General features: G+C 60.2%; 25 protein-coding genes and 1 pseudogene. 19 read left to right on the top strand and 7 right to left on the bottom strand.

All coding sequences use genetic code 11. The features are described 5' to 3' along the window. Window positions 1–22: 22 nt before the first annotated feature. The 4 genes and pseudogenes from irrA to CFBP5499_RS11825 form a co-directional block, all read left to right on the top strand. A pseudogene (irrA, locus tag CFBP5499_RS11840) lies at window positions 23–412 on the top strand (iron response transcriptional regulator IrrA); the annotation flags it as partial. 290 nt (window positions 413–702) lie between these two features. Then, a complete protein-coding gene (locus CFBP5499_RS11835) occupies window positions 703–1,242 on the top strand; it encodes a peroxiredoxin (protein WP_080824346.1) in 540 nt (179 codons plus the stop codon). A gap of 13 nt (window positions 1,243–1,255) precedes the next feature. Beyond that, the gene (locus tag CFBP5499_RS11830; protein ID WP_080824347.1) at window positions 1,256–1,828 is read left to right on the top strand and encodes a hypothetical protein; all 573 of its coding nucleotides are present in this window, start codon (window positions 1,256–1,258) and stop codon (window positions 1,826–1,828) included. 41 nt (window positions 1,829–1,869) lie between these two features. Continuing rightward, window positions 1,870–2,277, top strand: a complete 408-nt coding sequence (locus tag CFBP5499_RS11825) for a pyridoxamine 5'-phosphate oxidase family protein (protein WP_080824348.1) — start codon at window positions 1,870–1,872, stop codon at window positions 2,275–2,277. Window positions 2,278–2,328: 51 nt separating this feature from the next. On the opposite strand, the gene CFBP5499_RS11820 is transcribed toward CFBP5499_RS11825, so the two are convergent. Continuing rightward, window positions 2,329–2,760, bottom strand: a complete 432-nt coding sequence (locus tag CFBP5499_RS11820; protein WP_080827212.1) for a MarR family winged helix-turn-helix transcriptional regulator — start codon at window positions 2,758–2,760, stop codon at window positions 2,329–2,331. A 203-nt stretch (window positions 2,761–2,963) separates the two neighbouring features. Here CFBP5499_RS11820 and graD point away from each other — a divergent pair, with 203 nt between their 5' ends. From graD to CFBP5499_RS11785, 7 genes are all read left to right on the top strand, one after another. Then, a complete protein-coding gene (graD, locus tag CFBP5499_RS11815; protein WP_080824349.1) occupies window positions 2,964–3,503 on the top strand; it encodes an FADH(2)-dependent resorcinol hydroxylase reductase component in 540 nt (179 codons plus the stop codon). Window positions 3,504–3,539: 36 nt separating this feature from the next. Next, window positions 3,540–4,769, top strand: a complete 1,230-nt coding sequence (gene graA, locus CFBP5499_RS11810; RefSeq protein ID WP_080824350.1) for an FADH(2)-dependent resorcinol hydroxylase oxygenase component — start codon at window positions 3,540–3,542, stop codon at window positions 4,767–4,769. A gap of 46 nt (window positions 4,770–4,815) precedes the next feature. Next, window positions 4,816–5,799, top strand: coding sequence for a gamma-resorcylate decarboxylase (gene tsdA / locus CFBP5499_RS11805; protein WP_080824351.1), 984 nt, complete (start codon window positions 4,816–4,818; stop codon window positions 5,797–5,799). A 3-nt stretch (window positions 5,800–5,802) separates the two neighbouring features. Next, window positions 5,803–6,858, top strand: coding sequence for a maleylacetate reductase (gene graC, locus CFBP5499_RS11800; RefSeq protein WP_080824352.1), 1,056 nt, complete (start codon window positions 5,803–5,805; stop codon window positions 6,856–6,858). Window positions 6,859–6,870: 12 nt separating this feature from the next. Next, entirely contained in the window at window positions 6,871–7,758 is an 888-nt protein-coding gene (graB, locus tag CFBP5499_RS11795) for a hydroxyquinol 1,2-dioxygenase (RefSeq protein ID WP_080824353.1), read from the top strand. Further along, window positions 7,755–8,093, top strand: coding sequence for a YciI family protein (locus CFBP5499_RS11790; RefSeq protein ID WP_080824354.1), 339 nt, complete (start codon window positions 7,755–7,757; stop codon window positions 8,091–8,093). The genes graB and CFBP5499_RS11790 overlap by 4 nt, the downstream gene beginning before the upstream one ends. Before the next feature lie 220 nt (window positions 8,094–8,313). Then, window positions 8,314–9,600, top strand: a complete 1,287-nt coding sequence (locus CFBP5499_RS11785) for an MFS transporter (RefSeq protein ID WP_175416700.1) — start codon at window positions 8,314–8,316, stop codon at window positions 9,598–9,600. 46 nt (window positions 9,601–9,646) lie between these two features. Here CFBP5499_RS11785 and CFBP5499_RS11780 read toward each other — a convergent pair whose 3' ends face one another. From CFBP5499_RS11780 to mprF, 3 genes are all read right to left on the bottom strand, one after another. Further along, entirely contained in the window at window positions 9,647–10,975 is a 1,329-nt protein-coding gene (locus CFBP5499_RS11780) for a telomere resolvase (RefSeq protein WP_080824356.1), read from the bottom strand. A gap of 200 nt (window positions 10,976–11,175) precedes the next feature. Then, on the bottom strand, window positions 11,176–12,546 hold the full coding sequence (acvB, locus tag CFBP5499_RS11775; protein ID WP_080824357.1) for a lysyl-phosphatidylglycerol hydrolase AcvB: 1,371 nt from the start codon (window positions 12,544–12,546) through the stop codon (window positions 11,176–11,178). Beyond that, window positions 12,543–15,143, bottom strand: coding sequence for a bifunctional lysylphosphatidylglycerol flippase/synthetase MprF (mprF, locus tag CFBP5499_RS11770; RefSeq protein WP_080824358.1), 2,601 nt, complete (start codon window positions 15,141–15,143; stop codon window positions 12,543–12,545). The genes acvB and mprF overlap by 4 nt, the downstream gene beginning before the upstream one ends. A gap of 276 nt (window positions 15,144–15,419) precedes the next feature. Here mprF and CFBP5499_RS11765 point away from each other — a divergent pair, with 276 nt between their 5' ends. Beyond that, window positions 15,420–15,713 carry a hypothetical protein gene (locus CFBP5499_RS11765; protein ID WP_080824359.1) on the top strand — a complete coding sequence of 98 codons (294 nt, stop codon included), beginning with the start codon at window positions 15,420–15,422 and terminating at the stop codon, window positions 15,711–15,713. A gap of 59 nt (window positions 15,714–15,772) precedes the next feature. On the opposite strand, the gene CFBP5499_RS11760 is transcribed toward CFBP5499_RS11765, so the two are convergent. After that, on the bottom strand, window positions 15,773–16,813 hold the full coding sequence (locus CFBP5499_RS11760; protein WP_080824360.1) for a dipeptidase: 1,041 nt from the start codon (window positions 16,811–16,813) through the stop codon (window positions 15,773–15,775). A gap of 237 nt (window positions 16,814–17,050) precedes the next feature. Between CFBP5499_RS11760 and CFBP5499_RS11755 the strand changes: the two genes are divergently transcribed. From CFBP5499_RS11755 to CFBP5499_RS11725, 7 genes are all read left to right on the top strand, one after another. Next, on the top strand, window positions 17,051–18,646 hold the full coding sequence (locus CFBP5499_RS11755) for an ABC transporter substrate-binding protein (RefSeq protein ID WP_080824361.1): 1,596 nt from the start codon (window positions 17,051–17,053) through the stop codon (window positions 18,644–18,646). Between the two features lie 2 nt (window positions 18,647–18,648). Further along, the gene (locus CFBP5499_RS11750) at window positions 18,649–19,662 is read left to right on the top strand and encodes an ABC transporter permease (RefSeq protein WP_175416782.1); all 1,014 of its coding nucleotides are present in this window, start codon (window positions 18,649–18,651) and stop codon (window positions 19,660–19,662) included. Further along, the gene (nikC, locus tag CFBP5499_RS11745) at window positions 19,659–20,561 is read left to right on the top strand and encodes a nickel transporter permease (protein ID WP_080824363.1); all 903 of its coding nucleotides are present in this window, start codon (window positions 19,659–19,661) and stop codon (window positions 20,559–20,561) included. The genes CFBP5499_RS11750 and nikC overlap by 4 nt, the downstream gene beginning before the upstream one ends. Before the next feature lie 3 nt (window positions 20,562–20,564). Next, window positions 20,565–21,395, top strand: coding sequence for an ABC transporter ATP-binding protein (locus tag CFBP5499_RS11740; protein WP_080824364.1), 831 nt, complete (start codon window positions 20,565–20,567; stop codon window positions 21,393–21,395). After that, window positions 21,392–22,132, top strand: coding sequence for an ABC transporter ATP-binding protein (locus CFBP5499_RS11735; protein ID WP_080824365.1), 741 nt, complete (start codon window positions 21,392–21,394; stop codon window positions 22,130–22,132). Before CFBP5499_RS11740 ends, CFBP5499_RS11735 begins: the two co-directional genes overlap by 4 nt. Before the next feature lie 226 nt (window positions 22,133–22,358). Next, window positions 22,359–23,870: a serine hydrolase domain-containing protein gene (locus tag CFBP5499_RS11730; RefSeq protein WP_080824366.1), complete on the top strand. Its 1,512-nt coding sequence runs from the start codon at window positions 22,359–22,361 to the stop codon at window positions 23,868–23,870. An 84-nt stretch (window positions 23,871–23,954) separates the two neighbouring features. After that, window positions 23,955–24,851, top strand: coding sequence for a LysR substrate-binding domain-containing protein (locus tag CFBP5499_RS11725; RefSeq protein ID WP_080824367.1), 897 nt, complete (start codon window positions 23,955–23,957; stop codon window positions 24,849–24,851). A gap of 64 nt (window positions 24,852–24,915) precedes the next feature. Here CFBP5499_RS11725 and CFBP5499_RS11720 read toward each other — a convergent pair whose 3' ends face one another. After that, window positions 24,916–25,782, bottom strand: coding sequence for a D-amino-acid transaminase (locus CFBP5499_RS11720; RefSeq protein WP_080824368.1), 867 nt, complete (start codon window positions 25,780–25,782; stop codon window positions 24,916–24,918). Window positions 25,783–25,801: 19 nt separating this feature from the next. Then, window positions 25,802–26,860, bottom strand: coding sequence for a P1 family peptidase (locus CFBP5499_RS11715; RefSeq protein ID WP_080824369.1), 1,059 nt, complete (start codon window positions 26,858–26,860; stop codon window positions 25,802–25,804). Window positions 26,861–26,925: the final 65 nt, after the last annotated feature.

The raw sequence follows: 26,925 nt of genomic DNA, 5'->3' as shown, positions 1-26,925 counted from the left end.
CTTCCGCACCGAGGAAGCTATGATGCGAACGCGGGCGGCGCTGAAACGCGTTGGCCTGCGTCCAACCCGTCAGCGGATCGTGCTTGGCGGGCTTCTTTTCCGGGGAGAGCACAGGCATTTCACGGCCGACGATCTGCATCGTGAGACCACCGCGGCAGGAACGCGGCTGTCGCTGGCGACGGTCTATAATACGCTCAACCAGTTTGCCGAGGCGGGTTTCGTCCGCAGGGTATGCATTGAGGGCGGCCGAACCTATTTCGACACCGATACCGCCAATCATCAGCATTTCTATGTCGAGGCCGAGGATCGGATCATCGATATTCCTGCCGGCCGGATCAGCCTGGGAATGCTGCCCGAACCGCCGGAAGGATATGTCATCGACAAGGTGGATATTCTTCTTCGTCTTGTGCGTCTGGAGCCGGAGAAACAGGCTCCTCGAGGGTGCGGTGCCGTATGTCGCGGTGCGCCGGAACGCCGGGGATTGATGGATAGAGACCTGAAATGACGACCTCCTGGAGAGCCGCCCCCACCCGTGCGCAGAGCGTGCGTTCAAACCTGTTCATCGTCTCATAGCCCGGGCGCAGTCGGCGTCCGCTTTGTGAAAGCCGTCAAAGATTTTGGAAATTGCGGCCCGCCTTTCCGGATGGAGGCGGAATGAGCCGCCTTGTCTCGTCCGGCAAACGGCAATGAAAGGAAATCCAAATGCTTACCATTGGTGCAAGACTGCCCGCATTCGACCTCCAGGCGATTGTCTCCACTGATCCGGCCAATGCTTTTACACGCATCAGTGAAACGAGCAGCGCCGGCAAGTGGAAGGTCATCTTCTTCTGGCCAAAGGATTTCACATTCGTCTGCCCAACCGAAATCGCGGCTTTCGGCAAGCTCAACCCGGAATTCGCAGATCGCGACGCTGTCGTCTACGGTGTCTCGACCGACAGTGAATTTGTCCACCTCGCCTGGCGGCAGAACCACGCGGATCTCAAAGAATTGCCAATCCCCATGCTATCGGACATCAAGCGCGAGTTGAGTGCAGCTTTCGGCGTGCTGCATCCCGTGGAAGGCGTTGCGCTGCGCGCCACCTTCATCATCGATCCTGAAGGCATCATTCGCTTCGTCACGGTCAACGATCTCGGCGTCGGGCGCAATCCGCAGGAAGTGCTGAGGGTGCTCGATGCGCTTCAGACCGATCAATTGTGCCCATGCAACTGGCAGAAGGGCGACGACGTCCTGAAGGCCGCATAGGCGAGGGTCGAGCATGAAACAGGTTTCAACCCCGGGCGGCACGCAAGCCTTTGCCGCATCGCGTTCGCGAGATTTTGTCGTCATCGACGGCGGTGATCGATATTGGAAGAAGCTGACCGAACGGGCCAATATGGCCTATTCACAAGGGGAAATTTCGCTTGCGCGCGGCATCTATGGCGATGCTCTGGCGGAAGGGGACCGGCTGTTTACCGCTGCCCTCGAAAAGCCCAGCCGTTACCCAGCACCGGTCATCTACAACGTCTCGTGCCATAATCTTGCGGAACTTGAGAATGGTGAAGGCAATTACCTGGAGGCGGAGAGGCTTTACCGGAGAGCTTACGAGCGGCTTCTTGAGGCCGCCCGGTCATCCTCCTCGCCGATAGCGATGCGGGTCGCCTGCGTTCAGCATCTCAAACAGGCTCTCGCAGCCCTTGCACATCATCTCCGGTCCCGGGGATGTGACGACGGGGTGATCGACCGCGTGATTCAGGAGGCATATGGCACTGCCTTTGCGGTCTTCCGTGCGTCCCGCCATGCGGAGCAGGCGGGCGACGATTGCCTGCATTGCCCGATCATTCCGTCATGACGATGAAAACCTCATTCTCAAACACATCAGGATAATGCAACGTGAATACGCTGGACGATACGATGAAATCTTTTCTCGCCAAACAGCTGCCAATCCAGTCGACGGTCAGCAAGGACGGTTTGCCGGATATCGGGCCGAAGCGCTCGCTCAGGGTCTATGACGACAGGACGCTGATCTACAATGAGAATACCGGCGGTCAAACGCTGCAGAACATCCGTGACGGCTCGAAGATCGCGGTCGCGGTCATAGACCGGGAAGCGCTCGACGGATATCGCTTCGTTGGCCGACCGGAGATTTTCACCGAAGGGGCTCCGTTTCAGAATGCCCTGGGTTTCGCTGGCAAGACGGGAATGAAACAACCCAAATGCGCCGTACTCATCCATCTGGAGGCGATTTATACGCTGCGGTCCGGTCCTGATGCGGGCAAGAAACTCTCAAATCCCGAATAGGCCGAAATCTCTGCCGATCATGGCGGCCCGCATTTTCCGAATGTGGGCCGTTTAGAGACCGGCGATATTGAGGCCGATATGGCGCAGGATGCTCTTGAAAAGCTTCACCTCGGCCGGGTCCAGGCCTTCGATCGCGGTTTTTTCGAACATGGCCGCGATGGGCATGAGCTCGTCGGCAAGTTCCTCGCCCTTTGCCGTCAGGGTGATGCGCACGATGCGGGCGTTGTCGGCCGGCCGCTCGCGGCTGACGAGATTGCGCCGCACCATCAGTCCCACCAGCCGCGAGAGCGTGGAAATTTCTACCGACACCATGTCTGAAAGCTCGGTCAGCGTCTTGCTTTCCTGTTGCCGCAGCGTCGCCAGCACGCGGTACATGGGCAGCGTGATGTCATAGGACGTCAGCCTCACGGAAAAACGCTCGCCCAGCCGAACGCCCACCCAGTTGAGTAGGTAAGGTACTGAGTCGGTGAAGTGATAAGACACGAGCAAATCCCCGTTTGAGAACCATCTGCACAGATGCCGATGTGTGCCTATGGCTGTACCGGCACAATCCATCCGTTTCAATAGCTTCGCTCCACAACGCCGGGGAATGGCAGGGTCCCCGGCCACATAAAATGACGAAAAACATTTGCATTGACAAATATTGCAAATGAAAATAAAAAGATTTCAGGATTTGGGAGGATCTCATGACATCAGCATTGTTTGGCCTGAGCGGCCTTGCGCCTGAAGGCGTCGGTCAGAATTTCCGTTCGACGATGCGCCGTTTTCCGGCAACCGTGACGGTCATCACCGCCTGCGCCGCCGGTGATCAGCGCGACCATGGCATGACGGTGACGGCCGTCACCTCGGTCTCGATGGAGCCGCCTTCTCTGCTGGTTTGCCTGAATAATCGGACTCTGCTGCATGAATTGCTGCTGTGCCGGCCCGATTTCATCGTCAACGTGCTGACGCAGGACCAGATCGCGCTTTCGGATGGCTTCAGCGGCAAGGTGCCGCCGGAGGAGCGTTTCCGCGACGGCAGCTGGCAGCGCCACGATAATGGCGTTCTTTACCTGCCCACGGCTCATGCCGCCATCGCCTGCCGCCGGGTTGCGGCCATGCCCTATGGAACCCATACCGTCTTCATCGGACAGGTAGTGTCGGCCGATGTCAGCGAGACGACACGGCCGCTGCTTTACGAGAACGCTCAATATTGCGCCGCAAGCCCCGCGCACGAACCCGTCTGAATTTCAGCGGTAGATCATTCCCGCAAGGAGACAATCATGAACGACATGAGCCATGCGCCGCAGCCGGCGCAAACGAACCCGCATGCCTGCCTTGCCAGCCGCGTTGCCGGCATAGCCGATCTTTTCCGCTCAAGCGCCAGACAGACGGAGGAGGCGCGGCGCGTGCCCGCCAGCCATATCGAGGCGCTGCGGGACATCGGTTATTTCGATATCGTTAAGCCCCGTGCCTTCGACGGCAAGGGTGGCGATTTCGCCGAGCTGGTGGAAGCCAATATCGAGCTTTCGGCGGCCTGTGCGTCGACGGGCTGGGTCGCCGGCCTGCTGTCTGCCCATCAGTGGCTGCTGGCCATGTTTCCCGAAGAGGCGCAGGCCGATGTCTGGGGTGAAAATCCCGACGCGCTGCTGTGTGGTTCCTATGCGCCGGTGAAGATGGCGGAGGCTGCCGATGGCGGTTATCGCCTCAGCGGCAAATGGGCCTTCGCCTCCGGCTGCGAGAACGCGCAATGGTCTCTCTGCGCCGCCATTCTGCCGCCAACGGGTGAAGGAAAACCGGTTCCCGCCTTTCTGCTCGTTCCTTCCAGCGAATATGTCATCGAAGACACCTGGCATGTCGTGGGGCTGGCCGGCACGGGGTCGAAGACGCTGGTTCTCGATGACGTCTTTGTGCCTGGGCACCGGGTCCTGACCTTTCCAGACGCCACCAGCGGCCACACGCCCGGCGGACGATATTATGCGGAAGAGGGTCTGTTCAACATGCCGCTTCTGACCGGCATCCCCTCCTGTCTCGCGGCGGCCGGCGTCGGCGCGGCCAAGGGCGCGCTTGCCGCCTATGTCGATCATGTCGGCGGCCGGGTCACACGCGGCGCGGTGGCGGGTGGTAACAACCGCATGGCGGAATTTCCGACCATCCAGCTGCGCGTCGCGGAAGCGGCGGCGAGTGTTGATGCCGCCTGCGAAATCTTGCTGCGCGACGTCTCGCGCGCTCAGGCGCTGGCGCAGGCCCGGATCGAAGGCCGGGCGGAATTTACGGTGGATGACCGCCTTTCGAGCCGTCGCGGCCAGTCCTTTGCCGTGTCGCTCTCGTTGCGTGCGGTGCAGGCGCTGAACGATTCCACCGGCGGCGTCGGGCTCGATCTGGCGAACCCGGTGCAGCGCGCCTGGCGGGATGCCAATGCGGTCGGCCGTCACATCAGCATGAACTGGGATGCCGTGGGCACGATGATCGGCCAGAGCATGCTCGGCCTCGAACCCAAGGGCCAATATTGATCGCCACTCAGGCGGCAAACCAACAGCGAATTTCGGAGGAAACTACATGCAAGGCAAGGTCGCTCTCGAGGAGCATTTCGCAATCCCGGAAACACTTCAGGATTCGGCCGGTTTCGTGCCCGGCGATTACTGGACGGAATTGCAGCACCGCCTGCTCGACATTCAGGATACGCGCCTGAAGCTGATGGATGCGCATGGCATCGAAACCATGATCCTGTCGCTGAATGCCCCGGCGGTGCAGGCCATTCCCGACAAGACCAAGGCAATCGAGATCGCGCGGCGTGCTAATGATGCGCTGGCCGAAGAATGCGCCAAGCGGCCGGATCGTTTCCTCGCCTTTGCCGCGCTGCCTTTGCAGGACCCGGATGCGGCGACGGAGGAATTGCAGCGCTGCGTCAACGATCTCGGTTTCGTCGGTGCGCTCGTCAACGGTTTCAGTCAGGAGGGTGACGGCCAGACGCCGCTTTATTACGACCTGCCGCAATATCGCCCCTTCTGGGGTGAGGTGGAAAAACTCGACGTGCCGTTTTACCTGCATCCGCGCAACCCGCTGCCGCAGGATTCCCGCATCTATGACGGCCATCCATGGCTGCTCGGCCCCACCTGGGCCTTTGCGCAGGAAACGGCCGTACATGCGCTGCGCCTCATGGCGTCGGGCCTGTTCGATGAACACCCGCGCCTCAACATCATTCTCGGCCATATGGGCGAGGGCCTGCCCTACATGATGTGGCGTATCGACCACCGTAACGCCTGGGTGAAGCTGCCGCCGCGTTATCCGGCCAAGCGCCGTTTTGTGGATTATTTCAACGAAAACTTCCACATCACCACCTCGGGCAATTTCCGCACCCAGACGCTGATCGATGCCATTCTCGAAATCGGTGCGGATCGCATCCTGTTCTCCACCGACTGGCCCTTCGAGAATATCGACCATGCCTCCGACTGGTTCCATGCGACGAGCATCGCCGAGGCTGACCGGGTGAAGATCGGCCGCACCAATGCGCGCCGCCTGTTCAAGCTCGACGGGCGCTGAACCATGCAGCCTTTCGTCTATATGGCGGCCCCGGCCCGCATCGTGTTCGGCACGGGCAGCTCGGCAGATGTGGCGGAGGAAATCCGCCGCCTCGGCCTCTCGCGGGCGCTGGTGCTGTCCACCCCGCAGCAAAAGGGTGACGCAGAGGCGCTTGCCGCCCGGCTCGGCCGGCTTGCCGCCGGTGTCTTCTCCGATGCGGCCATGCATACGCCGGTCGAGGTGACGAAAAACGCGGTGGAAGCCTATCGCGCTGCCGGTGCGGATTGCGTCGTGGCGCTCGGCGGCGGCTCGACCACCGGCCTTGGCAAGGCTATCGCTCTGCGCACCGGTGCGGCGCAGATCGTCATTCCAACCACCTACGCCGGCTCGGAAGTCACACCCATTCTCGGCCAGACGGAAAATGGCGTGAAGACCACCATGCGCGGGCCGGAAATCCTGCCGGAAGTGGTGATCTATGATGCTGAACTGACACTTGGATTGCCCGTCTCGATCAGCATGACGAGTGGCCTCAACGCCATGGCGCATGCGGCGGAGGCGCTTTATGCGCGGGATCGTAACCCGATTACCAGCCTGATGGCGGTGGAAGGGCTGCGGGCGATGATCGAGGCGCTTCCGGCCGTGCGGGTTGCGCCGCAGGATATTGGCGCGCGTGAGACGGCACTTTATGGCGCGTGGCTTTGCGGCACGGTGCTGGGTGCGGTCGGCATGTCGCTACATCACAAGCTTTGTCACACGCTGGGTGGCAGTCTCGATCTGCCGCACGCTGAAACCCATGCGGTGCTTCTGCCGCACACCATCGCTTATGTGGAAGAGGCCGCGCCGGATTTGCTCGCGCCATTGGCTGTGCTGGTTGGAGGTCGTGCGGGGGCGGGGCTTTTCGATGTTGCAGCGCGGCTCGGTGCGCCTTCAAGCCTGGCTGCCCTTGGCGTCGGCGCTGACGATCTCGACCCCATGGCCGAGCTTGCGACGTCCAATCCTTACTGGTGCCCGCGACCGATTGAAAAAACCGCGATCCGCTGCCTGCTGCAGCGCGCCTTCGAGGGCGCACGGCCGGACTGATGGGAGGAGCCTATGGATATGAAGATGACTGTTGACGACGGCTATTTCGTCGAGGAACGCTCGGCCGAAACCGTGATTGCCCGCATGCGCGATTGTGACGATCCGCGCCTGAAGGAGATCATGGCGGTCGTGACCCGCAAGCTGCACGAGGCGGTGAAGGAAATCGAGCCGACCGAGGAGGAATGGATGAAGGCCATCCACTTCCTCACCGAGGTTGGCCAGATATGCAACGAGTGGCGGCAGGAGTGGATCCTGTTTTCCGATATTCTCGGTGCCTCCATGCTGGTCGACGCCATAAACCACCGCAAGCCCAGCGGCGCGTCGGAATCCACCGTTCTCGGCCCTTTCCATGTGGCCGATGCGCCGGAAATGCCGATGGGCGCCAATATCTGTCTCGATGGCAAGGGAGAGGATATGGTCGTCACCGGCCGCATTCTCGATACCGAAGGGGTGCCAGTCGCCGGTGCGCGCATCGATGTCTGGCAGGCCAATGATGAAGGCTTTTATGACGTGCAGCAGAAGGGCATCCAGCCCGATTTCAACCTGCGCGGCGTCTTCGTCACCGGGGAGGATGGGCGATACTGGTTCCGGGCGGCGAAACCCAAATATTACCCCATACCGGATGACGGCCCGGTGGGGCGGCTGTTGCGGGCAATGGGGCGGCATCCTTACCGGCCCGCGCATCTGCACTATATCGTTTCGGCCGAGAGCTTCACCACGCTCGTGACCCATATCTTCGATCCCGGCGATCCCTATATCCGTTCGGACGCCGTCTTCGGCGTGAAGGAAAGCCTGCTGGCGAATTTTGAGCGGGTGGAGGATCAGCAGAAGGCGCAGGAATTGGGTTTCGTTGGCGACTGGTTCTGGTCCGTGAACCACGATTTCGTACTCGCTCGATGAACGGGGACGGCAACCAATCCCGGCTTTTTGTGCGGTTTGCCGAAAGCGATCCCGATGCCACGCAGCAGCGGGTGGCGCAGTTGGAGGCGCACAAGGCTCATTTACGCAACGGCAATGTGATGGCCGAAGGGTTTCGTATCCTTGTGTCCGGCCCGATGAGCGCGGGTGACGGCGGTCCAACCGCAGCACTCATCATCGCCGAGGCGCGTTCTCTTGATGATGTCATCGCCTTCAGCGACGCCGATCCCTTCGTTGTCCACGGGGTCTATAGTCGCATTCGTATTTTGAACTGGACGCCGACGCTGTCGATGATTTCCGGACTGGAACCCCGCTGATTTCAGCCATCGTTCGGCGATTGGCATTTATCAATATTTCATTTGCAATTTTTGCAAATGCAACATTTAATTAACGACGAGTGATATCGGCAACATGTGGCTTGACAGAAGCAAGGCACATATCAGGGTGGAGCAAGCCGGGCACTCACGGAGGATAATGCAGGGACGGGGAGACGCTGATCCATTCCGGATGGCGCGTTCATGCGTGAAAGGGAGGAATATGTCCACGAATTATCTGAGCGCCGCTTCCGTGCGGACGAAGAACCCGGCCGGCGTCATCGCGACATGCGGCCTGATGATCATGTTCGACGGTTACGATCTGGTCGTTTATGGCGCGGTTGCACCGGCGCTTCTGAAAGAAAGCGCCTGGGCCTTAAACCCGGCTATGGTCGGGCGTGCCGCGGCGCTGACGCTGGTGGGCATGCTGCTCGGCGCACTGTTTGCCGGCACCATGGCCGACCGTATCGGCCGCCGGAAGGTGGTTCTCTTAAGCCTCGCCGGATTTTCGGCGATGATGATCGCCTCGGCCATGACGCCGAATTTTCTTGCCTTCGAAATCACCCGCTTTTTCGCCGGCCTCGGACTGGGCGCATTGTTGCCGACGGTTACCGCACTGGTGTTGGAGTTTTCGCCGCCGCAGCGCAGGGCGCAGGCCAATTCCCTGTCCTTCCTCGGTTACCTCATCGGCGGCATCATTTCCGGCCTCATGGGCATATTGCTTCTGGAGACCTATGGCTGGCGGCCATTGATGCTGATCGGCGGCTTGCCGCTCATCCTGCTGCCAATCTTCATGCGGTTCCTGCCGGAATCGCCGGAGTGGCTGGCGAGCAAGGGTCGGCAGGCGGAGGCTGACGGCATTTGCGACACTTATGGCCTGCAACGCATCGTGCCCCATGCAAAGATCCAGAAGGGCGGCGTCGGCGCGCTGTTTTCTGAAGGCCGGCTGGTTTCGACGCTGAATGCCTGGGGCATTCACTTCTGCTCGCTGCTGCTCACCTTCGGCATGGTCAACTGGCTGCCCACCATCATGAACAAGATGGGCTATGACATCAGCTCGGCGCTCAGCTTCTCCGTCATGCTGAATGTCGGCGCCGCGATTGGTATCCTTATCGGCGGACGCTTTGCGGACAAGGGCAACGTCAAGGTGGTGGTGGCAGTCCTCTTTGCCGTCGGTGCTGCATCGATCTTCGCCCTCACTGTCAACAAGGGTCCGCTTCTTTATGCTTTCGTGGCCCTTGCGGGTGCCGGCACCATCGGAACCCAGATTCTCGCCAATGTTCTGGTCGGGCGGCTTTATCCCGTCCATATTCGCGGCACGGGTCTCGGTTTTTCGCTGGCGGTCGGGCGGCTGGGCGGCATTGCCGGTCCGATGATCGGCGGACTGGTGCTGCAACGGGGCCTGGCGCCGGAGTGGAATTTCTACATTTTCGGCTCGGTCGCGCTCGTTGGGCTGATGCTCACGATATTGACCCTGCTTTACCGCACATCGGGCGACGCGCGGGTTTGACGAACAAAAGCGCTGGCCGTGCGACTGAAAATCCGCGGCTGGCGCATCATCCCTTGCGGGACACCGGCGCGATTGTCGCCATTTGCTGCAATGTCCGCTCATTGGTCCGCTTCAAGCGCGCTAGCGCATTGTCGCGGTCTTCCGGCAGCGTGTAGGTCATATAGGACAGCGACGTTTCGAGGTCGTTATTATTGTGACCGAGAATGGCGGCGAAATAGCTGTTCTTGGTCACATGGGGCGGCGCGAAATTGTGATAGGCAACTTCGGCATAGAGGTGTCTGAGGCCATAGGGCTTGGGAAGTTCTTCCTTCGGCCAGAAATCCTCGAACAGGTTAAAAACCGTGTCGCGCAACAGCAGGCGGGTTTCCGAGGAAAAATCGTCGATCGACATGCCATGCCATAACTTTCCCTGTCCGCTTTCGCGCAGGCGCTTATAGGCAGCCAGTACGGTTTCGGAGCGCGTCAGGACCGGAATTTCATAGGTGATCCCGAATTTCGTGCCCTCACCCTGTTTCGTCTTGGCTTGGCCGTTGAACAGGATGCTCCATTTGGAGATGCCCTTGCCATAGGGGGCAGGTGTAAACTCCGCCTGGGTGAAGACTTCATAGGGGCGGCGTCCCGTCATGCCGATGAGGCCGATGCCGATCATCAGGGGATCGCTGGACTTGAGGCAATCCTCGCAGATCTTCAGAACCTGCCGGTAGTTTTCAAATGTAATGAGCGCGCCGTGCTTGTTGGCGATCTTCTCCATCTTCACCCGGCGTGCCTGGTCATACATCGCGGCATCGCCGGTGGCGATCTTCAGCATCGGATGGTCGTCACCGAAGGCCTCGCGGATGGCGTTTCGATATTTGGTGATGTAGGAAATGATCGTCGTCTGGGCCCGGCCCTTCATGATGGCGATTTCGGCGTCCCACAAGGACTGCATGTCCTCCTTTGCGCCCATGCCGTTCATCGTGGCAATAAAATCGGCAATGCGAAGAAGAACCGTGGGCTTGCGGCCGGCGGTGTTGAATTCCGCCCGTTCGATTTTTTCGACAATCGATGTCGCCACGCCTGTCTTCTGATAATCTCCCCGGGCAATATAGGTGTTCAGCCGCTCGCGCAGCTTCTTCATGTTGCAGATGGCAAGCGGGGTGCTCTTTGGGCCGAATTCGGCCTTCAGCGCATTGCGATATTTCATGATGTAAAGTTCGAGCGTCTTTTCCGTGCGGCCATTATCGAAATGGTAGCGGACCTCGGCATCCCACAGATCGCGGATTTTCCTGTTTCGCGAAGCGTCGTCACCTTTCATCGCCGCTTTGACTTGGCTGACGAATTGATCGATGCGTTCCACGAGGACCGGTGTTTTTGTTTTTCGTTTTGCGGCGAGCATGCGGCGGCTCCCTGAACCGGTCCGGAAATATAAAATCCATGGTTGGCGATCAACGACAGAACGGTTGCGGGAATGGGATGAACATTCGCCGCAGGCCGGTTTCTTTTGAATAATAGTTTGATCGATTCCGCAAGCTTCACTGCCAGCGGGAACTACGGGTACAGCCTCTAATATGCTGCCTGTGCGCCGGTTGTGGCGGGTTATTTCGCCAGTCTGGTTTTCAGCGACGCGACGATGCGTTTGGCGAGCGCCTCGTAATCCTCGTCGAAATGGTGTCCGCCTTCGATGCCGACGGTTTCGACACCCTTGGCCTTGAGGCCGGGGCAGGGGTCCTCATCTTCCTCCTCGGTGCCATAAACGCATTGCACCAGCTTGGGGTCGATCTTGGCGATGTCATCGACGGTCTTGCCGCCCTTGCCTTCACCGGCCACGCCTAGCCATCCCTGAACGGAGATTTCGAAATCCACTTCGTTGGAAAGGCCGAGCAGCGAAAGCTGCGCAACGGATGATTTCACCCGGTCGGGCAGGAGATTGTAGGTGGCGGGAATGATATCGGCGCCGAAGGAATAACCGATCAGCACCACATTGCGGACTTTCCATTCCTTGCGATAGGTGTCGATGATGCGGGCGAGGTCGCTCGCCACTTCCTTCGGTTCCTTCTCTTTCCAGAAATATCGCAGGGCATCGACGCCGATGACCGGCACACCCTGCTTCTGAAGGGCGCTGCCGACTTCTTCGTCCAGATCGCGCCAGCCGCCGTCACCGGAATAGATCACCGCCATTGTGTCCATGACAGGTTTGGCTTCCAGAACCGTGATCGGGAGCCCGAGCGGGTTGTCGCTGTCTCCGGCCGCATCGACCTTGTCGGACAGCGTCTGCGTCAGCACCTCGTCCGCCTTGTCGGTAACGTCGGTCACCTCGATGTCGGAATGCAGTTTTACGAGCGCGTTGACGTGGTCGCGGCCCTTCTGGTCGGCGTCAGGGGTGAAGATGACGCTGACCGGTGCCGGCAGGGGGCCATCGGTGAGGCCGTAGACGGTTTCACCATCCACCTTGTCCTTGGTTGCGGGGGTGCAGAGAATCTTTTCCAGCGGCAGGCCCGCCTTCGGGTCCACCGCCACCGCTTCCCGCACGGTGGAAACCGGGCTCTGCGCGATCATGGCGAGCGCAAGCGTGCCGCCCTTGCCGATGCCGGTCAGGATCGGCTGGCGGTAGCTGCCGGTGCCGGCGGTGCGCTGGATCTGCTGCGACAGCGACTCGATGTCCGAGATCATGTAGATGCACTCGTCGTCATCGGCTTCGAGCGCCTTCAGATATTCCTTGAAGTCGATGCCGACGACGGCGGCGCCTTTTTCGACAAGCGCCTTGGCGAGGGTCTCATCGGCATCCGTCCAGCCATTGGCATCGGAGATGAGGAAAATGCTGGCCTGGATATCTCCATCAGGCACCATGATGTGGTCGGCGGGGATCATGCCGGTTTCATAAGCCGGCTTATCCTGAGAAAAGGCGACAGATGAGGAGAGTAGCGTCGAAGCGGCAATGAATGCCCCTATCAGATTGCGTTTCATCATTTTCCGATCACTCCTCTAACGCCGCCGCTGATCAGAACCGTTGCATCCATCAGCGCCAAAGCGGCGTCTGCGCCGTTCTGCACGGCAAGGTAACGCGGTTCCCATTTCGGGTGGAACTTTGCCTTGAAGGCGCGAAGTCCCTTGAAGTTGTAGAAACGTTCGCCATGCTCGAAGAGCGTGCTGCCGATACGGTCCCAGACGGGTGCGGCATCGCGCTTCGACATGCCGGACATGGGCGCCATGCCGAGATTGAAGCTTTCATATCCCGCCTCGCGCAGATGCTGCATGATGCTGACGAAGAGGAAATCCATCGAGCCGCGCGGCGCATCCGCCGAAAAACGCATGAGATCGATGGTCGCTTCCTTTTTTGTCTCCGTCACCATCAGATTGGCGAAGGCGGTGATTTTCCCGTCCTTGCGCAGCACGGCGACGGGTTGCGACAGAATGTAATCAGGCTCGAAAGCGCCGAGCGAGAAGCGCTTTTCCCGCGTATTGTGGTGCGCAAGCCAGCCGTCGGAGACCTGCTGCAACTCATCCATGATATCGGGCACCTGCGATCGCTCGATAACCTCGAAAGTGAGGCCGTCGCGCGCGCCGCGGCTCAGCGACTGGCGAAGGGTGGCAAGCTTGCCGCCTTTCAGTTCGAAGGCGGTGAGATCAACCAGCGCCAGCTCGCCGAGCTTGAAGGCGCGCAAGCCTGCATCGGCGCAATGGGAGAGAAGGAAGGGCGAAATTTGGTAGAAGGCGGCGCGGGCGCCGGCTCCGCGGGCGGCTTCCACGAATTGCCAGACGAGGTCAGGAAAATCCTCCTCGTCGCCGACGGGGTCGGCAAAGGCGATCCACGAGCGGCCCTGGATGCCGTACATGATGAAGGCATTGCCGCTTTCGGAAAACATCACATGCTTGTCGCCCATGCGCACCAGATTGGCGTCGGCCGAATCCTGTCGCATGACGATGTCGGTGGCGCGTTCCACGTCCTCCGGCTGGATGGAATCCGGCTTGAAGGTGACCGGCCGCATCAGGCTGAAAATTGCGACGGTCGAGGAAGCGAGCACCAGACCAAGCAGGGCGCGCAGCCCGCGGGGGGCTTCTTCGGAGAACTCAAATTCCCACCACAATGCGTGACTGTAATCGGTATCACGATAGACGAACAGGAGGATGGTAGCCGCGCCAGCGATGATGACGGCCATTGCCGCGAGCCAGCTTGGTCCCAGCGCCTGTTTGACCAGTGAGGCGTGCCGGTTGAAGCTGCGCACATTGAGGGCGAGTGCGGCGATGAAGATGCCGAGGAATACCGCCTCGAAGACCGCGATGGCCTTAAGGATGGAGAGGATGAGGGCAAGAGAGGCCGCAATGAGGGCGATCCACCAGGCTCCATCAAGTCTTTGCCCGAGGCCGCGGGAGGCGACGACGAGGCCGAGGCCGAGAATGCTGGTCAGAAAATGGGCGGCTTCGATGATCGGCAACGGCACGAAATTCGAGAGGAAATCGAGGTTGCTGTCCGGCGTCGGCGTCACGCTCGAAAAAATCAGCATGGTGCCGAGAATGATCGCGAAGGTGGAGAGCAGCGGCGGTGCGAGCCTGACCGCAAGCTGGCTGATATCAGAGACCACCGGCTTGGCCGCGAACTGCTTCGTTTCGGAAACGATCATGACCAGAATGGCAACCACCAGCGGCAGGACGTGGTAGATGACGCGATAAAGAACGAGGCTTCCGAGCAGCTGATCGACGCTGATGGCATTGCCGAGACCCGCGACCATGACGGTTTCGAAGACACCGAGGCCTGCGGGGACATGGCTGAGCACGCCGAGGCCGACGGCCGTGGCATAGATCGCGAAGAAGGTCGGCCAGCCGAGATGGGTTTCCGGCAGGAGCACATAGAGAACGGAGGCGGATGCAGCGATATCGAAGGCGGACACCAGGAACTGGCGTGACGATGTGCGGCTGTCGGGAAGGCGCAGCTGCCATTTGCCGAGCCGGATCGCCTTGCCGTTGCGGCCGATATAGGCGGTGATCACAAGGATGGCGATGACGGCAAGTGCTCCGCCTCTCAGTACCAGCGGATCGAAACCGATGATCGCGGCGATGCGCGGCGCGACGATGAAGGTTGAAAGCGCGCTGACGGAGAGAAGCCCGAGGCCGAACGACAGGGTGACGAAGGCGATGACGCGGGCGATATCCCCCGGCGAGAGGCCGAGCCGGGAATAGGCGCGGAAGCGGATGGCGCCGCCGCTCAGCGGACCGAAGCCGGCCGTATTGCCGATGGCATAGGCCGCAAAGGCCGTGGCCGCCATCGACGGAAAACGGACTTTTTTGCCGACATATTCGATGGCATTCGCATCGTAGAAAATCAGCGACAGGAAGCTCAGTGCCGTAAAGACGATGGCGAGCAGAACAGCTGAAAACGACGTGCCAAGAAGAGCCGCGATCACATCGTCATATCGTACTTCCGACGTGAGACGGTAAATCGCGAACGTCATCATCACGAAGATGAGCGTTATCGCAATGGCCGTCAGATAGGGCCGGTTTCTGGCAAAAAAGCTTTCAACCGGGGAGTCGATAATATCCGTCTCTATAACTTCGCTCTTGTCTGCCATTTACTTTTTCCAGCGCCGGTCCCGTTGGTTGGCGAACCACAGGATTGTGTCGCTAATTCGTTTCGGTTGAGGAAATTTGCTTAGCAGAAATGCGTGACGTGTCGATGTGAAGTTTGCCTCCAGCCTCGATGAGTTTGCCAAGTGTAACGGCGAAAATGCAACTAGGAAATGTGAGATTTCCGAGGCTGGTAAAAAGACGAGAAAATTGATCGTATCGGTTGCCTGGTGGTGTCATTTGATGCAACTACACGCTCCTTTCGATTGAAGGAGATGCCAATGAACATGCCCACAAGAATAGTTGTTTCGCTCGCACTCGCCCTTGTTGCTGGTGGCGGGTACATGACGGTGGATAAGACGCGCGGTGCCGAATGGGTGGTTTCTCCGCAACAGATCGCCGAGGCAAAGGCGAAAGGGCAGATGGGTTATGAATCCCGTCCCGGCACCGTGACCGTGCTGCCGATCCGCAGCGAGACGGCGGATCTGTTGCCGATGAAATGGGCGATGGTCAGCCTTGTCGCCGGGCTTCTCGCCTTTCGGGCGACCGGCAAGAAAAAAGCGGCAAAGCCTTAAGGGCCCGCCGCTTTCATGTCTCCGGCGCCGGGCGCCGGAGATGAAACTTACCTTTTGCCTTACGCGCCCCAGGTTTTTTCCAGCACACGGATCCAGTTGCCGTGGCAGATCTTGTTGAACGCCTCATCGTCATAACCGCCCTTGCGCAGGGCTTCGACCAGCAATTGCAGATCGCCCGCATCCTTCATGGCGGCGGGAATGGTGGTGCCGTCGAAATCCGAACCGAGCGCGACATGATCGATGCCGATGCGGTTGACGATGTAATCCACATGGCGGACGAGTTCGCCAAGATCGGTATCCGGGTTCTTCACGCCGTCCTGACGCAGGAACAGCACGCCGAAGTTGATGCCGGCAAGGCCGCCCGTATCACGGATGGCGTCCAGCTGGCGGTCCGTGAGGTTGCGGCTGTGATTGCACAGCGCGTAAGCGTTGGAGTGCGATGCCACCAGCGGCGCGTCTGATATCTTGGCGATATCCCAGAAGCCCTGTTCGTTCATGTGCGAGAGATCGACCATGATCTTCAGCTCGTTGCAGGTTTTTACCAGCCTTTTGCCGGCATCCGTCAGGCCCGGGCCGATATCCGGTGTCGAGGGGAAACGGAAGGGAACGCCGTAAGCGAAGATGTTCGGGCGGCTCCAGACTGGTCCGAGCGTGCGAAGGCCCGCCTCGTGGAGCACATGCAGCGCATCCAGATCGGCGCCGATCGCTTCCGCGCCCTCGATATGGAAGACGGAGGCAAAAGCGCCCTCTGCCATGGCGCTGCGGATATCGGCGGCGGTGCGGCAAACCTTCAGTGCGCCGGCGGATTGTTTCTCGGCGCGGAACAGCAGGCCGGCCATGGCGAGCGTGGCCTTCAGCGCGTCGGCTTCTGCCGGTGTCGAAAAATCGCCGTTGGTATCCTTCTCCATGCTTGGCGACGGCACGTAGATGGCGCAGAGGCCGCCGGCCAGCCCACCCTTCCTGGCGCGTGGCAGGTCGATGTGGCCAACCGTGTCACCCTCGATGAGCAGGGTTTCGGGAGAGGCATTGCCCGACCGCCATAACCGCAGAAGCACATCGTTGTGGCCGTCGAAGACGGGTACGGTTTTTTCATCGGTCATAGTCGTTCACCTTCGGATAGGGGGAGGGCGCGGATGCGCGCCTATTCAGACTTTTGGGAATTGGTAGAGGAAAGGTCAAGGCGGGAGCAAATGCAATCCGTGCATAGGCTCTGCCAAATTTGGAATTGGTCGGGCCTCGTTTGCTCGTGGTAATCGCGGGAAAACATAAAAAAAATGACTGGATTGGGGCAGACCCATACCATTTTCCGAAAAATAAGGTCCGAAAGGGGATTTTCGATGATTTCAAGACGCAACCTGTTGATTGCCGGCGCTGCCGTTCCGTTCCTGTCCTATGCGCGCATTCCGGCCTTTGCCGCGACACCCAAGGACATTCTGGTCGTTGCCCAGCAGCTGGACAATATGACGAGCCTTGACCCGCATGAAGGTTTCGAGGCCGTGGGCGGTGAAATCATCTCGAACATGTATCAGAAGCTGGTGCGCGCCAACCGCGAGGACTCCACCAAGGTTGATCCGGTTATCGCGAAATCCTGGGAAGCCGATGCGGACAGCAAGGTCTTCACCTTCGTGATCGGTGACGAAGCGACCTTCTCGAGCGGCGCGAAAGTCACGGCGGAAGACGTTGCCTTCTCGTTGCAGCGCGCCATCAAGATGAACAAGAGCCCGGCCTTCATCATCAGCCAGTTCGGCTTCACGCCTGAGAATGCCGAGACAACCATCGTTGCCGCCGACGACAAGACCGTGAAGCTGACGACGGCAAAGCCGACCGCCATCTCCTTCCTGCTTTATTGCCTCTCCGCCAATATCGGTGCGATCGTCGAAAAGAAGGCGGTTCTTGCCAATGCGTCGGGCGAAGACCTCGGCAATGGCTGGCTGCAGAAGAACAGCGCCGGTTCCGGCGATTTCATGCTGCAGGCCTGGAAGCCGAGCGAAAGCGTAGCACTCACCGTCAACCCGAACGGTCCTTACAAGGGCAATATCAAGCGTATCGTGCTGCGCCACGTCACCGATCCGTCTTCCCAGCTTCTGATGCTGCAGAAGGGCGATATCGACATTGCCCGCGACCTGACCTCGGAGCAGCTGCGCACCGTCAAGGACGATGCCAATATCGAGCTGGAGCGCAAGTCCATCGCCTCGCTGGTGCTGATCTCGCTCAATCAGGGCAATGAGAACCTTGCCAGGCCGCAGGTCTGGCAGGCCATCAAGTGGGCGCTGGACTACAAGGGCATGCAGGAAAACATCGTGCCGCTGACCCATGAAGTGCACCAGAGCTTCGAGCCGGACGGTTTCCCGGGCGCCGTCAACGACATCCCGTATCAGCGCGATGTCGAGAAGGCCAAGGCGCTGATGGTGGAAGCCGGTCTCGCCGACGGTTTCGAAATCAGCATGGACCACTATTCCGCCCAGCCTTATCCGGATTTGGCGCAGGCCATCCAGGCAAACCTTGCCGATATCGGTATCAAGGTGCGTCTGCAATCGGCTGAAAACCGCCAGGTTCTGACCAAGATGCGCGCCCGCGAGCATCAGATGGCGCTTTCCGCATGGGGCACGGATTATTTCGATCCGCATTCCAATGCCGATGTCTTCAACATCAACAAGGACAATGGCGACGACGTGAAGTCGAAGCCCTTCCTATGGCGTTCGCGTTTCAAGAACGACGACTTCGCCGCCAAGGCGGAAGCCGCTCGCGATGAGCGTGATCCGGCAAAGCGCATCGAGCTTTATGAAGCCCTGCAGCGCGAGCACATGGAAAACAGCCCGTTCGTGTTCATGTTCCAGACGACGAAGACGGCTGCCTTCCGCAAGGGCGTTTCCGGCTTTGAACTCGGCGTTCTCTCCGAGGGCAATTCCTACCACGATGCGAAGAAAGCGTGACATTGAACAAGCGCGTTAAAAGCATATCGTCGATACTGGGCAGCGTCATTCTGACGCTGTTCGGTTTGATGATCATCACCTTCATGATCGGGCGCGTCATGCCCGTCGATCCCGTCATCGCGGCGGTCGGCGACAATGCGCCCGAAGATGTCATCGTGCGGGTGCGGGCGGAAATGGGCCTCGACCAGCCGCTGGTCGTGCAGTTCTTCCATTATGTCACGCAGGTCCTGCATGGCGATTTTGGCAATTCGATCCTGACCCGCAATCCGGTCTGGATCGATATCAAGCGCGTTTTCCCCGCCACGTTCGAACTTGCCACGGCTGCGCTTATTCTCGCTGCCCTGATCGGCATTCCGCTCGGCGTCTGGGCCGCCGTCAAGCAGGGCAAGCTGACGGATCAGGTGATCCGCGTCGTCTGCCTTGCCGGTCACTCCGTGCCTGTTTTCATGCTGGCGCTGATTTCGCTGCTCGTCTTTTACGCCACGCTTGGCGTCGCACCCGGACCGGGCCGTCAGGACATTATCTATGACGGCATGATCACGCAGGTCACCGGCCTGATGACGGTCGACACGCTGCTTGCCGGCGACTGGGGCGCCTTTTACGACGCCATCGCCCATATGGTGCAGCCCGTCTGCATCCTCGCCTATTTCAGCATGGCCTATATCACCCGCATGACGCGCGCCTTCATGATCGACGCGCTGAAGGGTGAATATGTCATTACCGCCCGCGCCAAGGGGCTTTCTGCCATGACCGTGATCTGGGGACACGCCTTCCCGACGGTCGCCGTGCAGCTCGTCACGGTTCTGGCGCTCACCTATGCCGGCCTTCTCGAAGGCGCCGTGGTGACGGAAACCGTCTTCAGCTGGCCGGGCCTCGGCCAATACCTCACCGTCTCGCTGATGAACGCGGACATGAACCCCGTCGTCGGAGCAACCCTGTTGATCGGCTTCATCTATGTCGCCCTCAACCTGCTCGCAGACGTGCTTTACAGAGTTATGGATCCTCGCGTTCGATGATGTTAGCTAATTTCAGAAACTGGGCGCTGGATGAAACGCCGCATTCGCGAACACAGGCTGCCTGGGGCAACCGGTATCGCATCTGGCTCAATCTCAAGTCCAATCCGCTGGCGGTGATCGGCCTCATCATCATCGTCCTCTTCATTGCTCTGTCGCTTCTGGCGCCGCTGCTCGCGCCCTATGATCCGGCAATGCAGAATCTCGGCAATCGCTTAGCGTTTCCAAATGCCGAACACTGGTTCGGCACGGATGAGCTGGGCCGCGATATTCTCTCGCGTATTCTCTATGGTGGCCGCGTCACGCTCGGCATGGTCATTGCCGTCGTCGTTCTCGTGGCACCCATCGGCCTCGCCATCGGCTGTATCGCCGGTTATTTTGGCGGTATCGTCGATACGGTGCTGATGCGGGTGACGGATGTGTTTCTCGCCTTCCCGCGCCTCATTCTGGCACTCGCCTTCGTCGCGGCGCTGAAGCCGGGCGTCGAAAGCGCCATTCTCGCCATTGCGCTCACCGCATGGCCGCCCTATGCGCGTCTGGCCCGCGCCGAGACCATGACGGTGCGCGGCAGCGACTTCGTCGCGGCTTATAGGCTGACCGGCGCTTCCGCCTGGCGCATCATTGCGCGTCACATTGCGCCGCTCTGCGTGCCGAGCCTTATCGTGCGCATCACGCTCGACATGAGCTCGATCATCATCACCGCCGCCAGCCTCGGCTTCCTCGGCATGGGTGCGCAGCCGCCTTCGCCGGAATGGGGTGCGATGATTGCGACGGCCAAGCGCTTCATCTTCGAACAATGGTGGGTCGCCACCATTCCCGGCATCGCCATCTTCCTCGTTTCGCTCGCCTTCAACTTCCTTGGCGATGGCCTGCGCGACGTTCTCGACCCGAAGGGACATTGAGCCATGCTGGTCGAAATCGAAAATTTGAAGATTGCATTCCAGACCCGCACCAGCCGTTTCGAGGCGGTGCGTGGTGTGTCGATGAAGCTCGGCACCGAAAAGCTCGGTATTGTCGGCGAATCCGGTTCCGGAAAAAGCCTCACGGCGCGGGCGCTGATGAAGCTTCTGCCCTCCAATGCCGATATCCGGGCCGACAAGCTCGCTTTCGACGGTATCGACGTGCTCTCCGCCAGTGAAAAGCAGATGCGCCAGATCCGGGGAAAACGGGCGGGTTTCATCCTTCAGGATCCGAAATATTCGCTGAACCCGGTGAAGACCATGGGTGCGCAGATCGCGGAAGCCTGGCGCGCCCACAAGGGTGGCGGCAAGCGGGCCGCCATGGAAGCGGCAATCGGCCTGCTCGATCAGGTGAAGATCCGCAATCCGCGTCAGGTCGCTTCGTCCTATGCGCATGAGGTTTCCGGCGGCATGGGCCAGCGTGTCATGATTGCCATGATGCTAGCGCCCGATCCGGAACTTTTGATCGCCGACGAACCGACAAGTGCACTCGACGCCACGGTGCAGTCGGAAATCCTGCGGCTGATCGAGGAGCTGGTGTCGGAGCGCGGCATGGGCCTCATCCTCATCAGCCACGACCTGCCGCTCGTTTCGCATTTCTGCGACCGTGTCGCCGTGATGTATTCCGGCCGGGTCATGGAGGAGCTGAAGGCTTCCGAACTCCTGAAAGCCCAGCATCCTTACACGCAGGGACTTTTGAACTGCATTCCCTCGCTGACGCATCCGCGCGAGCGTCTTCCCGTTCTCAACCGTGATGCAGCGTGGTCCAGCCAATGATCGACGTCGATAATCTCCGTATCAAGTTCGGCGACCGGGAAGTGGTGAAAGGCGTGTCCTTTTCGGTGGAAAAGGGCGGCAGCTTCGGCATCGTCGGCGAAAGCGGCTCGGGCAAGTCCACCATCCTGCGCGCCATGGCGGGCCTCAACGAAAGCTGGGAAGGCCGCATAGCCTTTGCCGGCAAGGATGCACCGCTGAAGCGCACGCCGGAATTCTTCCGGCAGGTGCAGATGGTGTTTCAGGACCCCTATGGTTCGCTGCATCCGCGCCAGACCATCGACCGCATTCTCAGTGAATTGCCGCTGGTGCACGGCATGGACAATATCGAAAAGCGCATCCAGCAGGCGCTCTCGGATGTGGCGCTGCCGCAGGGGGTGCGTTTCCGGTTCCCGCACCAGCTTTCCGGCGGCCAGCGTCAGCGTGTGGCGATTGCGCGTGCGCTGATTGCTGACCCGCAGGTGCTGCTGCTCGATGAGCCGACTTCGGCGCTCGATGTTTCGGTGCAGGCGGAAATCCTGAACCTGTTGCAGGACCTGCGCGCGGCGCGCAACCTCACCTATATTCTCGTCAGTCACAATCTGGCTGTCATCGCGCATCTCTGCCCGCAGGTGGGTGTGATGCTGAACGGGGAAATGGTGGAGCAGCTGAGTGCGGGTGATCTGCGCGAAGGCCGCACGAAACATCCGCATACGGAGGAGCTGCGCAGCCTGAGCATCCGGCTGGAAGAGCCGGCCTGAAGGCTGGCCGCTAACCGACGTGCCGATAAATCGAGCGAATGCCGCTTGTTTCTTCTCCCCGCCGGGGAGAAGTCCGCGGCAGCGGGCTGAGGGGGTAAGCTCTCCGCATATCGCTAGCGTCGCCCCCTCATCCGCCCCTTCGGGCCACCTTTTCCCCGGCGGGGAGAAGAAACGAGCCGCGATGTCGAGGCTTTCTGCAAAGACCACAAAAACACGAGACCGAGCAATGTCACAGCAATTCGACTGGAACGCCGCTTCAACCCTCTCCGAAAGCTTCGTCTCGCAATGGGCGGGCAATGAGCCGGGCGGGGCCGTCATCGGTTTTGATCTTAATGGCATCCGTTTCGCCCATGCCGGTGGTGTCGAAAGCCTTTCGACCTTCTCACCTTTCACGCCGCAAAGCGTAGTCCGTTATGCCTCCGTCACCAAACACGCCTTTTGCGCCATGGTGCTTGCCCATTCCGATCTGATCGGGCTGGACGATCCGCTCGGCAAGCATCTGCCGGAGCTGCAGGCGCCGCTCCGCGATGTCACCGTCGGGCAGGCGCTGGATATGAGCGGCGGGCTGCCGGATACGCGCGAATGCCTGTCGCTGCTTGGTCTTTCGGTTTACACCGAAACGAAGGCCGGCCCGCTTCTCGATTATCTCACGCGCTTGACCCGACTGAATTTCGCAGCCGGCAGCGAGGTTTCCTATTCCAATACGGGCTACCGTCTGGTGGAGGCGGCGCTGGAGCGCCATGGGCTCCGTTTCGATGACTTCGTGCAGGCGCAGATTGCCGGTCGGTTCGGGGTTTTCCTGAAGGCGCCTGACGTCTGGAACGATCCGGTTGACGGTCTCGTGCCGGGTTACTGGAAGTCCGAAGAGAGCTGGCAGCTTTCGGCTGCCGGACTGCATATTTCCGCCTCCGGCAGCCTTGCCGGCGGTGCCGAGGCGCTGACCCGCTGGCTGCAGGGACTGATGCGGGGTGAGGGCAGCTTTGCGGGTGTTCTCGACAGGCTTTCCGCCGAGCGGCCACTGGCCAACGGTCGGATGAGCGAATATGGGCTCGGCCTCCGCTGGTCGCATCTCGGCGACAGGCGTTTCGTTGGCCATGGCGGTTCGCATCCGGGCTACAAGACCTATTTCCTGCTCGATCCTGAAAACGGTACGGGTTTCGTGGTGGTCTCGAACCGCGAGGATACCAACGGTTTCAAGATCGCGCTGGAAAGCATGGCGGCCTTGACTGGTTTGCCGCTGCCGAAACCCGCGGCCAGCCTGCCCGACGGGCTTTACGTCACCGAAAGCGGACCGTGGTGGCTGGAGATCAAGGGCAGCACATCTACCTTCATCGATGGCGACGACACGCTTCATGAGGATGCCGATGATTGGGTCTCGTCGCGTTCCGCTTCCTCGCCCATGCGGCTGAGGTTCGATGGCGAAGCGATCATTGGCGAGGCTGGCCATGCCGCCCGGCGCTTCCTGCCGGTCGGTGAGCATGCCGTGCCGGATGATCTGTCGGGATCATGGCGTTCGGATGAGGGCGCTGAGTTTTCGATCAGCGGTTCGTCGCTGACGATGGGCATCGGCCCGACACGCCGCAGCATGCCTTTGAAGGCGCTCGGCAACGGCCGCTTCATCTTCACGTTGATTGACGGGCCCTGGACGAAGCGTGTCTGCCTCAACCGGCTGGGTGAAAACAGGATCGAGCTGGTGTCCAGCCGGGCGCGGATGATCGAATATTCGAGGAGTCTTTAAAAGGGTTTCATTCGCCTCGGGTTGATCCTAATAAAGACGCTTTCCGCGTGGACGGAACAGATGTTTTTGTTGGGAGTGTGAGCCTTGGAAGTCAAATGGCTCGAGGATTTCCTGGCGCTGGCCGGAACGCTCAATTTTTCGAAGGCGGCGGATGAGCGGCATGTGACGCAATCCGCCTTCAGCCGGCGCATCAAGCAGCTGGAAGCCTGGGTGGGCGCGACGCTGGTCGACCGTGCCTCCTATCCGTCGCGGCTGACCGAGGCGGGGGTCAAGTTCGTGCCGGTGGCGCAGGAGACGCTGAAGCAGCTTTACCATGCGCGGCGCACGCTGCTGCAGGAGGAGGGGGCTGATGCCAGAACAGTTCGGCTGACGGCGCTGCATACCCTGTCCTTCACCTTCTTTCCCGACTGGCTGAAACGGGTGAATGAGACGGCCGGGCCGCTGTTTTCAGTGTTGAGACCCGATTCCGGCAGCATGGAAGAAAATCTCAACTCGCTGGTGGATGGGCAAAGCGATTTTCTTCTGACCTATGCCCATCACGAAGTGCCGATGCTGCTCGATGCGCAGCTGTTCGAATTCCGCGTGCTCGGCGCTGAAAACATCATTCCAGTTTCAGCGCCAACACAGGATGGCGCACCGTTGCATGCGCTGGTCGAAAACGCGAAAAAACCCTTTGCCTATCTGGATTATGAAAAGGCTTCGTTCTTCGGGCCGCTGCTGCGCGATCTCCTGAGCGCGCGGTTACCGCAATTCGAGCGGGTGCATGAGGGCAGCATGTCGGTGGGGCTGAAAGCCATGGCGATGGCCGGTTGGGGTGTCGCCTGGGTGCCGGAAAGCCTGATGCGGCACGAGCTGGATAGCGGCGCTCTGGTGCGTGCCGCTGATTCAAGTTTCGATATTGCCGTCGATATCAGGCTTTATCGTTCCAAGGAGAACCGCCGGCCCGTGGTTGAGCGCATCTGGGCGGTTCTCGAAAGTTAGAGCATTTCCGGGAAAAGTGGCCCCGGTTTTCCATCCGGAAATGCGACAAACAAAACGCTTTCGATCAGATGGCGGTGCGGCGGGCGTTTTCGAGGTAGAGCGCGCGCAGGCGGCTCACCATCGGGCCGGGCTTGCCGTTACCCACCGGCTTGCCGTCGATCTTCGTGACCGAAACCACGAAGTTGGAGGCGCTGGTGAGGCAGGCTTCGTCCGCATTCAGGGCCTCTTCCAGCGCGAAAGGGCGTTCTTCCAGCGTGAAGCCGGCTTCCTTGGCCAGTTGCAGGGCGGCGAGACGGGTGCAGCCGGGCAGGGTCTTGTTGCTGCTGCCGCGGGTGATGATCTTTTTGTCCGCGGTGACGATATAAGCGGTCGAGGACGCGCCTTCGGTGACGAAACCATCCTCGATCATCCAGGCCTCGTCGCAGCCTTCGGCCTTGGCGATGCGTTTTGCCATGACCTGTGGGAGCAGGCAGACGGTCTTGATATCGCGGCGTTCCCAGCGCTGATCGGGAACGGATTTGACGGCGATGCCAACCTCTTCGACCGGCGTGCCGATCAGCTTCTTGGCCTGCGTGAACATGACGAGCGTCGGCTTCAGGTCGGCGGAGAACAGGAAGTTGCGGTCTTCGGCGCCACGCGTCAGCTGCAGGTAGATCATGCCTTCGACGAGATTGTTGTCGGCGATCAAACGGCGTTCGGCCTCGACAATCTCTTTCGTTGTGACAGGAAGCGCCACATCGATCTCACGGGCGCTGCGCTCCAGCCGGGCCATATGCAGGTCGCTGTCGATCAGCTTGCCTTCCAGAACGGACGTGACTTCATAAATGCCGTCGCCGAACAGGAAACCGCGATCGAAGATGGAAAGGCGGGCGTCCGCTTCGGGCAGGAATTCGCCGTTGACGTAAACGATGCGGCCGGATGGGCTGGTCATGAAAACTCCGTCTGGAAGGTCAGGCTGAAAGAAGGGTTTTAAGCGTGTCGATGGAAATGGCCTCAACCATGCAGGCCTTGCCGGTGCCGGCATTAAAGCCTGATGTCGTCGTGGCCGCGCAGAGCGAGTTAAGGATCGCCTCCTCGGTTGCCTCTATCGCGGCTTCAAAGAGCGGCGAGATCGCGTCGTTGGAAAGCTCAGGATATTCCGCCAGCGCCTTGCGGCGCGCGGGCGTGCGGCGAAGACGCTCTTCGGTGGAAAAGGCCAGAGCGTAATCGCCGGAGCCATTGCTGAGTGCTGCACCCGTGCGCGCCAGCCCGCCGAAGCTTCTGGCCGCCAGACGCTTCAGATTGCGGGAGTAGAGCGGCGCATCGGTGGCGACAATGATGACGATGGAGCCGTCCTTGTCCTGATGGTCCGGGCTGACATAGGGCTTGCCGCAGACCAGCAGGTGGCCGCCGTAATTGGACTGCACGAGAACGCCGAGCGTATAGGTCGTTCCGGCGATGGCGACGATGCGGGATGCGGTACCGATGCCGCCTTTCATGCCGAAGGCCACGGTGCCGGTTCCGGCACCAATGCCGCCCTCGACCACCGGGCCTGTGGCAGCGTTTCGCAGCGCGGCTGAGATCTCATCGACCGTCGGGCGGCCTGCGCGAATGTCGTTCAGGCGGGAATCGTTGGTTTCGCCGACGACGGCGTTGATCGAAACGACCTTCTCATTGCCCGGCTGTGACAGCGTATGGCGGTTGATCGCCTCGATGGCCCGCCCGGTCGCCAGCGTGTTGGTGAGAATAACAGGTGTCTCGAGTTCGCCCAGTTCCTCGATCTGGGTAGAGCCGGCGAATTTGCCGAAGCCGTTATAGACGGCAAAGGCTGCGGGCACCTTGTCCTGAAACAGATTGCCCCCATGCGGCAGGATCGCGGTTGCGCCGGTGCGGATCGTCTCGCCCTCGATCACGGTCGAATGGCCAACAGTCACGCCTTCGACATCGGTGATGGCGTTGAGCGGGCCGGTTTCGAAATGGCCGGGCCGGAAACCGATATCGCGCAGTCTCGGGCGGGTCGTCTGATGCATCGGGCGATCACTTTTGCGGAATGCGGGCTCAAGGTGGAACAGGCGCGGCTTGCGAAAAGCTTTGC

Source organism: Agrobacterium tumefaciens (assembly GCF_005221325.1).
In the GTDB taxonomy this organism is placed as follows: Bacteria; Pseudomonadota; Alphaproteobacteria; order Rhizobiales; family Rhizobiaceae; genus Agrobacterium.
Note: the sequence above shows the minus strand (reverse complement) of the source record. Positions and strands in the feature narration are given on the sequence as shown.